5 protein-coding genes are annotated in these 8,596 nt (G+C 59.4%); 3 read left to right on the plus strand and 2 right to left on the minus strand.

Annotated elements, in window-relative coordinates:
* Positions 1-204: 204 nt before the first annotated feature.
* The 3 genes from murF (at position 205) to IRZ24_RS02615 (ending at position 4,114) form a co-directional block, all read left to right on the plus strand.
* A complete protein-coding gene (gene murF, locus IRZ24_RS02605) occupies positions 205-1,674 on the plus strand; it encodes a UDP-N-acetylmuramoyl-tripeptide--D-alanyl-D-alanine ligase (protein WP_297160259.1) in 1,470 nt (489 codons plus the stop codon).
* Between the two features lie 30 nt (positions 1,675-1,704).
* Positions 1,705-2,868: a D-alanine--D-alanine ligase gene (locus IRZ24_RS02610; RefSeq protein ID WP_297160261.1), complete on the plus strand. Its 1,164-nt coding sequence runs from the start codon at positions 1,705-1,707 to the stop codon at positions 2,866-2,868.
* Positions 2,869-3,013: 145 nt separating this feature from the next.
* Complete coding sequence (locus IRZ24_RS02615; protein ID WP_297160262.1) at positions 3,014-4,114, plus strand: dipeptide epimerase; 1,101 nt, start codon at positions 3,014-3,016, stop codon at positions 4,112-4,114.
* Positions 4,115-4,213: 99 nt separating this feature from the next.
* Here IRZ24_RS02615 and IRZ24_RS02620 read toward each other — a convergent pair whose 3' ends face one another.
* Positions 4,214-6,097 carry an ABC transporter ATP-binding protein gene (locus IRZ24_RS02620; RefSeq protein WP_297160264.1) on the minus strand — a complete coding sequence of 628 codons (1,884 nt, stop codon included), beginning with the start codon at positions 6,095-6,097 and terminating at the stop codon, positions 4,214-4,216.
* Between the two features lie 24 nt (positions 6,098-6,121).
* Entirely contained in the window at positions 6,122-8,182 is a 2,061-nt protein-coding gene (locus IRZ24_RS02625; protein WP_297160266.1) for a GMC family oxidoreductase N-terminal domain-containing protein, read from the minus strand.
* Between the last annotated feature and the right edge of the window lie 414 nt (positions 8,183-8,596).

The following is an 8,596-nucleotide window of genomic DNA, read 5'->3' on the forward strand; positions in this document are numbered from 1 at the left end:
ACAAACCCGCCTATGGCTTCGTCCCGCCCCGCTCTTTTCTCTCTTAACCTTATCACATCCCCCAGCAGTGCAGACACGGGACGACCCCGAGTCACTCTGGCCCAGTCTGCCTCAGCTACAAAGGCTATGGTATAATGGCCCAGGAATCGCCAGCCAGGTCAACAGATATAGGTAGCAGTCGGCAGAGGAGAGAACGCAGCGCCAATGTTTACCCTCAGTGATATTCGTCAAGCATGCGGAGATAGCGCGCGCTTCTACGGCCTTGGCGAGCAGGAAACGGAGCGCAGCTTTCCAGCGGCCCACCATGATAGCCGTCAGCTTCAGCCCGGCGACCTCTTTATCGCCCTCAAGGGCCAGCATGTCGACGGCCATCGCTTCATTGCTGAGGCCGCACGCAAGGGAGCTGGCGGCGTACTCTGTAGCCAACCAAGCGAGGATGTGCCTTCCTCCTTTCTGCAAATCGTCGTTCCCGACGTTCTGCAAGCCCTGCACGCTATCGCCCGTGAGCGCGCCCAGCGTCAGCAAGACACGATCTTTATTGGCATCACCGGCAGTAATGGCAAAACAAGCACGAAGGAAGCCATTGCTACAGTTTTAAGTCGGCAAGCCCCAACCCTCAAGACCTTTGCATCCTACAACAACGAAATTGGCTATCCCCTGACGCTACTGCGTCTAGAGCCGCAGCACCGCTATGCTGTCTTAGAAATGGGAGCTCAGTGGGTTGGGGAATTGGCCTGGCTCTGTCGCACCATTGCCCGGCCTCACTGGTCAGTGATCACCAACGTTGGCAGCGCGCACCTTGAATTTTTCAAATCGGTTGAGGGCATCGTCCAAGCCAAGGGCGAGCTAGTTGAGGCCCTGTCTCCCGAAGGGATAGCCTTCCTCAACTACGATGATCCCCGAGTACGCGGCATGGCGGCCCGCACGCGGGCGCGTGTTGTCTATTATGGCACAGCCGAGCAAGCCGAGGTTCGAGCTATTCCTGATGGCGGGGACCCCCTGCGGGGACGGCGTTTTCTGCTCAGCTACCACGGCGAACAGTGTGCGGTGCAGCTTCACATTCCAGGCGACCACGGTATCTACATCGCCACTGCCGCAGCGGCAGTCGGTTGCGCCGCAGGTCTTCCCCTCAGCGAGATTCGCGCCGCCCTGGAGTCGCTAACGCCTGTTAAGGGACGCGGTGAGATCAAGCCTGGTCCCAATGGAAGCACGCTTATCGACGACAGCTACAACGCCAGCGCCGAGTCGATCATTGCCATTGTGCGTGCCATGCAGGCCACACCCGTCGCGGACGGAGGAAGGCGTTGGGCTGTGCTCGGCGATATCTTTGAGCTAGGCCCTTATGCCGAACGCGAACATCGCCGCGCTGGCGAGGCCATCGGTCCCCTGATTGACCACCTCGTCGCGATCGGTGATCAGGCTCGCTACTATGTTGAGGGCGCCCTGGCCGCCGGCCTGTCGCCTGAGCGCACTCACTATTTCCCCGCTGACCCGCACGACCGCGCCGCCCTGGAAGAGGCCAAGCGCGCCGCGGCTGCCCTCCTTGCGGCAGAGGTGCAACCCGCCGACCTGGTGCTGCTCAAAGGCTCACGTGGCATGGCAATGGAAACCCTGCTCAGCCTGTGGCCAGGCGATCCACAAGCTCCAGGCGAGCAGCCAACCGGCCTCAAATAAGCAGGAAGAGAGGAAGAAGGAGAGAAAAGCATGCAGCATCCGCAACCAGAGACAGGCAAGCTGCGCATCGGCGTCATCTTTGGCGGGCGTTCAGGCGAACATCAAGTCTCGATTGCCTCCGCCACCTCCATCATCGAGCACCTCGACCGCGACAAATACGAGATCGTGCCCATTGCCATTACCCAGGAAGGGCGCTGGCTTTTTGGGGTCGAGCCCCAGCGCCTGCTCGCCGCAGAAACAGGCCCAGAGCAAGGCGATCTCCTCAGCGAGAGCCTGGCAGTCACATTACCTGCTGATCCCACGGCAGGGCATCTAGTGCCGCTGAGCCAGCCGGAGACCGGCATCGAGGTAGCTAGCGTAGCGGGAGAGGCGGGTCGGCTCGATGTCATTTTTCCAGTACTCCACGGCACCTATGGCGAAGATGGCACCCTGCAAGGGCTGCTAGAGATGGCCAGCGTGCCGTACGTAGGCTGTGGTGTCCTGGGTTCTGCCCTAGGCATGGACAAAGAGAAAATGAAAATGATCTTCCAGGTCGTCGGTCTTCCTATCGTCGACTACCTGGTCTACCGCCGTCACGACTGGGAGCGTGACCCTGCTCCTATCATAGCCACCATCGAGGCAAGGCTTGGCTACCCCTGCTTTGTTAAGCCGGTCAACCTTGGTTCGAGCGTTGGCATTAGCAAAGCCCACAACCGTCAGGAGCTAGAGCAAGCTATTGCCTTTGCCGCCGAATACGATCGCAAAATCATAGTTGAGCGGGGCGTCGACTGCCGCGAGCTTGAGTGCGCCGTTCTTGGCAATGATGAGCCACTAGCCTCGGTTGTCGGCGAAATCATTCCGAGCAATGAATTCTACGATTACCGCGCCAAGTATATCGACAACCGCTCCCAGATTGTGATTCCTGCCGACCTACCGCAGGAGCTAGCCGACCAGGTACGTCGCTATGCCGTCCAAGCTTTTCTCGCCCTTGATCTGAGCGGCCTGGCACGCGTCGACTTCTTCCTTGACAGGCGGAGCGGGCACATCTACATCAACGAAGTCAACACCATGCCTGGCTTCACCACCATCAGCATGTACCCCAAGCTCTGGCAAGCCAGCGGCCTATCCTACGCAGAGCTGCTTGATCGCCTGATCGAGCTAGCCTTAGAGCGCCATGCAGATCGCCAGCGTAACCGCACGCAGCTACAGCTCTAGGGGAATGCACACGCGTCCAATTAGTGCCGAGCCGGTCCGAGCCGAGAGCTGGTGGTCAGGTGGACCGAGATCAGAGAGCAGAGAGCACCGGTTCAATCCTTCAACTCAGCCAGCCCAGCAGAGAACCAGGAGACAGAGAGAGACTATGGCCCACATCAATCACACGCGCACCACACGTACAACCATCGCCGCCATCACCGTTGAACCGCTCAATATCCCTTTGCTGGAACCATTCACCATTGCCACAGGCAGCACCAGCGAAGCGCACAATGTGCTCATCACCATCACCCTGGAAGACGGCAGTGTCGGCTATGGTGAGGCTGCGCCGTTCCTGCCCAGCCTGGGCGAAGACCAAAACACAGCCCTGGCTGCAGCCCGCAGTTGTGCCGCCCTGCTGCAAGGCAAAGACGCCGCCCAATGGCGCAGTCTTGCCCGCCTGCTGCGCAGCCTCTACTTTAGCCAATCATCTGTCTGCGCCGGCTTCGAAATGGCCCTGCTCGACGCTCTGACACGCTCCTACGGCTTACCTCTCTACGCCTTCTTCGGAGGAGCCAGCACTGCAGTCGAGACCGACATCAGCATTCCGCTGGTCGAGCCGGAACACGCTTACGAGCTAGCGCGAGCCGCTGTTGAACGAGGCATCCGCACCATCAAGATCAAAGTTGGCAGCGACCTGCGCGAGGACGTAGCTCGCGTCGAAGCGGTGCGCGAAGCAGCGCCGAACGTGGGCCTGACCCTGGATGCCAACCAGGGTTACACACCTGCCGAAGCCCTGCTCTGTCTGGAAGCCCTGGACGAACGCGACATTCGTCCTTTGCTGCTAGAGCAGCCCGTCCCCAAAGACGACTACGAGGGCCTGCGCTACGTCACCCAGCACAGCCCCGTACCGGTGGCCGCCGACGAGAGCGCCTACAGTGCCGCCAACGTCGCTCACCTCATTGCAATGGGCGCGGTTAACGTCGTCAATATCAAGCTCATGAAAAGCGGGATTGTTGAAGCCCTTGACATCGCCGCTGTCTGTCGCGCCACCCACACCCAGCTCATGATTGGCGCCATGATGGAGTCACGTTTGGCCATCAGTGCCGCTGCCCACTTTGTTGCTGGCCTGGGCGGCTTTCGCTTCATCGACCTCGACACCCCGATGTTGCTGGCCACTGACCCCTTTACAGGCGGTTACGAGCAGCGCGGCGGCATCTATGATCTCTCGGGCATCGAAAGAGGCTTGGGCATTAGCCGACGCCAGTGAGCAAGCACATTACTCTCACTGTAGTCTTCTGAGCCTGACCGACCTGGTCTGGCAGGCGACAAGTCCAGTCAGCCGCAACAGAGAAGAAGAGCGAGAGCGCTAGCGATACGACGAGGCTTGCAGATTGAAGAGTTCAGCATAGCGCCCGCCCCGAGCCATCAGCTCCTCATGGCTGCCCTGCTCGATCACCTGGCCACGCTCCAGGACAAGAATATGATCGGCGACACGCACTGTAGAGAAGCGATGCGAGATAAAGATGGCCATGCGCCCGCGAGTCAATTCGCGCATGCGTGCAAACAGATCATGCTCGGCCTGGGCATCCAGCGCCGATGTTGGCTCATCGAGAATGAGAATCTGCGCGTCGCGCATGAAGCCACGGGCCAGAGCCATTTTCTGCCACTCGCCGCCCGAGAGATGGTGACCCTCCTCGAACCAGCGTCCGAGCATGGTTTCGTAGCCCTGGGGCAGGCGCGCAATCACCTCGTCGGCGCCGCTCTTCTGAGCGGCCGTCGCGATGCGCGCCCGATCCTCAATGAAGTCAACCTGGCCGACGCCGATATTTTCACGCGCCAAAAGCTGGTACTGGACGAAATCCTGGAATATGATCCCGATTTCGCGGCGCAGCTCATCGGGATCATATTCACGGATATCGTGCCCATTGACCAGAATCTGACCTTCCTGAGGATCGTAGAGGCGCGCCAGCAGCTTGACCAAGGTAGTTTTGCCAGCCCCATTACGTCCGACAATGGCCAACGTCTGACCGATCTCCAGCTTAAAGCTCACATTGCGTAGCGCTGGCTCTCGACGTCCTTCATAAGAAAAAGTCACATTGCGAAACTCAATGCCGCGCGTAAATGGGCGCTCCAGCGGCACCGGCTTGGCCGGACGCGGCATCTCCGGGCGCAGCGCCAGCACCTCAAAGAGGGTGCTCAGATACAAATTATGTTCATACATCGATGAAAAGCCGCTCAAAATATTCTGGAAATTATTCTGCACTGAGTTAGCAGCCTGTGTATAGAGCGTCAAGTCACCGATCGAGACGCGCCCAAAGATCGCCTGGATAGCCACATAGAGAAAAGTGCCACTGCTCACTAAGGTTGTCAGCGAACCCCAGCCAAAGCCGGCCAGATAGCGCCGCACCACTAGCCGGCGCTCCTCGCTGAGGAAACGCTCAGCCAGTTGCTTAAAGCGCTCAATAAAGAACGGCCCCAGATGAAAGATCTTGATCTCCTTTTGATAGGAGTCGGTGGTCAGCAGGTTGACCAGATAAGCCTGCATGCGGCGCTCCTGAGATTGGCGACGTCTGAGCTGGAAGCCGCGCCAGCCATAGCGTGCATCGGCAATGAAGGCAGGCACGGGCGCGATGAGAGAGATGACAGCCAGCCACCACTCCAGCCGAACCAGCAAGACAATCATTGAGCCGAAGGTTAAGGAGTTGCGCAACAGCGTAAAGGTGCCGGCGATCATCATCACCGGGCGCAGCATGGCCTCCTGCTGTACCTGCTGCAACTTGTCGTAGAACTCCGAGCGTTCGAAGAAGGCCATATCGAGGGTATGAGCATGTTCGATCAGCAGGTACTGAACGCGACTGGCCGTTTCGTCCTGCAGAATCTGCTGGAAGGTATTGCTGAGGGTCGTCAGCAAGCTCATCAGGAGGTTCAGCAAGAGTTGCAGCCCTGCCAGGACAACGATCATCCGCAGATAGGAGCCAGCCTGTGTGCTGTCCCGGATAGCCATCACCACGGCATCCAGCAGTAGCTTATTGAGATAGATAGTCGAGGCTGGAACAAAGGCCAGTAGCAGAGTCGTCAGAGCCAGGCCCAGAGTGAGCCAAGGATTAGTCTCCCAGACCAGGCGCAGAGAGCGTGCCAGGCCGACAAGGGCACCCGGCACGCTCCGCACAAAGCGAACAAGACGTTCTCGCCATGAGAGATCTTCGTCCTCTTCGCCCTGCTGCCTGAAAGGGGAGGGTCTGCGCATCATGTGAGTATGATACAGCATATTCCCCTATAGCGTTGACTTAATATACTGCGCCGCCCTGTGGGCCAGCGCCATAATTGAGAGCATTGGATTGACGCCGGAGGGCGAGGGGAAGACGCTGCCATCACAGACGAAGAGGCCACGCACGCCATGCACCTCATGATTACCATCGACGACCGCCCGTCGTGGGTCGATACCCATGCGGCAGGTGCCCATCTGGTGGGCCGTGAAGACCATGAGGCGATTGGGAGCCAGGCCGTGACGCTCAAGCTGGCGCTCGAAGTCGCGAAACTGTCGTTCATCAAGGGTACCATCGGCGGCGCGTTCGAGGCGGGTGCGCCGTGTATGCAGAGAGAGCACGGCCCGGGCCCCGGCGGCGAAATGCACTCGTGCGGCCTGCGCCATGCCATGAAGCAGATGGCGGCGGTCGTAGACCGAGACCACGTAATCGATAACCGGCTCGCCGTCTTTGCCGAGCGAGACGCGGCCTTCGCCGCGATCACGTGTCAGTACGATGAAGGCTGCTACATAAGGCGCCTGGAGTAGCTCACGGCGATAGTCACGCGCCGACCACCAGGGCATAGCCACGCCGAGCATGCCTGGATGCACAGGGGCAGTCTCCAGCTTATAGCCATAGGTACCGTCCAGATGACCGAATTCGTTACTGTAGGCCGACTGCAGGACTCCTTTCCAGGGATAGATCTTGTCAGGATAGAGACCGGCCATGACCGCCGTTGGATGCAGATACAGATGGCGCCCAATGTGAGGATTATCCAGACCGGAGCGCAGCAAGATGGCTGGCGAGTGAATGGCACCCGCCGCTACAATGACCGCGCGTGCGCGCACAGTCAAACGACTGAGACGTCCGCTCTGGGGGTCACGTACGGTAGCCACGACGCCAACGGCACGGCCCTGCTCGATCAGGACCCGATCAGCGCTGCAGTTGACGATGATGCGCGCCCCCGCTTCAAAGGCATCCTGCAAATAGGTCTTGAGAGTCGACTGCTTGCAGCCGTAGCGGCAGCCAAAGCAGCAGGTGCCACAGCGCTGGTTACAACCGACGGCATTACGCCGTAACACGCCCGCATGGTAGCCCAGGGCCGTACACCCATCGGCCAAGACCTGATTCTGCCGATTGTGAGCGCTGTTCTCCAGATTGACGCTGATGCGCTCCTCCACGGCAGCGAAACTATCCTGCAGACTTTTCCCCGTCAGCTCGGCAACACCGGATCGCTTTGCCCACTCATCCAAGATATCCTCTGGTGTTCTGAAAGAGGTCATCCAGTTGACGACCGTGCCCCCGCCAAGCGTACTGCCGGCCAGGACGGTGATACCGAGGTCGCGCGAGGTCAACAGGCCACGCTGCAGGTAGAGTTCGGTCATCCCTCGCCCTTCCTCAACCGGAAAGGTCTCCTCATTATAATACCCCCCTTTTTCAAGAACCACCACATTCTTACCGGCCCGCGCCAGCTCACCGGCCACGACTCCCCCACCCGCGCCGGAGCCGATAACAACAGCGTCGGCCTCTAGCACAGTATCGCCTTCGATAGGGAAAGGCTGCAGCGGACGCGCCACGGTCGCCGGCGGGTCCTGTGGCGGTGTATAGTCCAGGATGGCCCAGTTAGGATTGCGACCTTGCTCGTCAAGAGCCGCAAAGAAGATGAAGCCGGCCAGACGCTTCATAGCCTGAAAGCCCTGACGCAGCAAGCCGAGCGGGCTGTTGGCCAGAGCGAGGAGATAGCGCTCGCGCTGCTCCTGGGGCAGACGAATGAAGGGCTGCAATCTACCAACCAAGAACAGAGAGGCTAGTGGGTTGCTGAGGACAGCCAGAAGCTGGCGAATCTGTCCTTTGCGCTCTTCGTTCTCTAGCGCTAGCATTTCGGCCATCCGCTGGGCCACCTGGAGATCGGCAGCCCGCCGGCGATAGTAGGCAGCCTCCTCAGGGCTGGCCCCCGGGGGTGGCTCTAAGGAGGGCAGTAAGGTGTCACAGATGGCTTCGAGAATGGCAAGCTCGGCAGGCGAGAGCCACGCTGCTCCCTGACTCTGACGTTGCACGATGGGTGATAGCACGGTGGAGGAGATGGTCATTGAAGGTACCTCCTTCTGTCGCTCGAAACACTGGATCATGCCAGCATCGCATGATTCTGGGCAAAGCGATACAGCCACAGTGAAGAGCCGACATATCTCTCTATAGTGTAGGTAAGTATAGCATAATCCGACCTGCCTTTCAGGTACCCTCATAACGGCTCGCTCCACTTCCCAAGCGCCTTCACGGCCCCTTGACAAATCTGACTGACAGTCAGTCAAGAAGGGTTTGCCAGTTCTGACCTGCGGCGATGCCACCGGGGAGGCCGCGGAATGCTCTACTTCGCTTAGCGAGCAATGCAGAGCCAGATCCAGAGTGCAAGAAGATGAGGCGTGTGGATGGGTTCGCCAAACCAGGCAGGCTGCGCCTCAGTAGACGCAGCCTGGGGCCTGGAGGGGGGGTAAGCGCGAATAAGC

Source organism: Thermogemmatispora sp. (assembly GCF_019683755.1).
GTDB lineage: Bacteria > Chloroflexota > Ktedonobacteria > Ktedonobacterales > Ktedonobacteraceae > Thermogemmatispora.

What these genes read in the sequence shown, in the direction of transcription:
- murF (WP_297160259.1), top strand. Translation starts at nt 205, where the DNA reads ATGTTTACCCTCAGTGATATTCGTCAAGCATGCGGAGATAGCGCGCGC.
- IRZ24_RS02610 (WP_297160261.1), top strand. Translation starts at nt 1,705, where the DNA reads ATGCAGCATCCGCAACCAGAGACAGGCAAGCTGCGCATCGGCGTCATC.
- IRZ24_RS02615 (WP_297160262.1), top strand. Translation starts at nt 3,014, where the DNA reads ATGGCCCACATCAATCACACGCGCACCACACGTACAACCATCGCCGCC.
- IRZ24_RS02620 (WP_297160264.1), bottom strand. Translation starts at nt 6,097, where the DNA reads ATGATGCGCAGACCCTCCCCTTTCAGGCAGCAGGGCGAAGAGGACGAA.
- IRZ24_RS02625 (WP_297160266.1), bottom strand. Translation starts at nt 8,182, where the DNA reads ATGACCATCTCCTCCACCGTGCTATCACCCATCGTGCAACGTCAGAGT.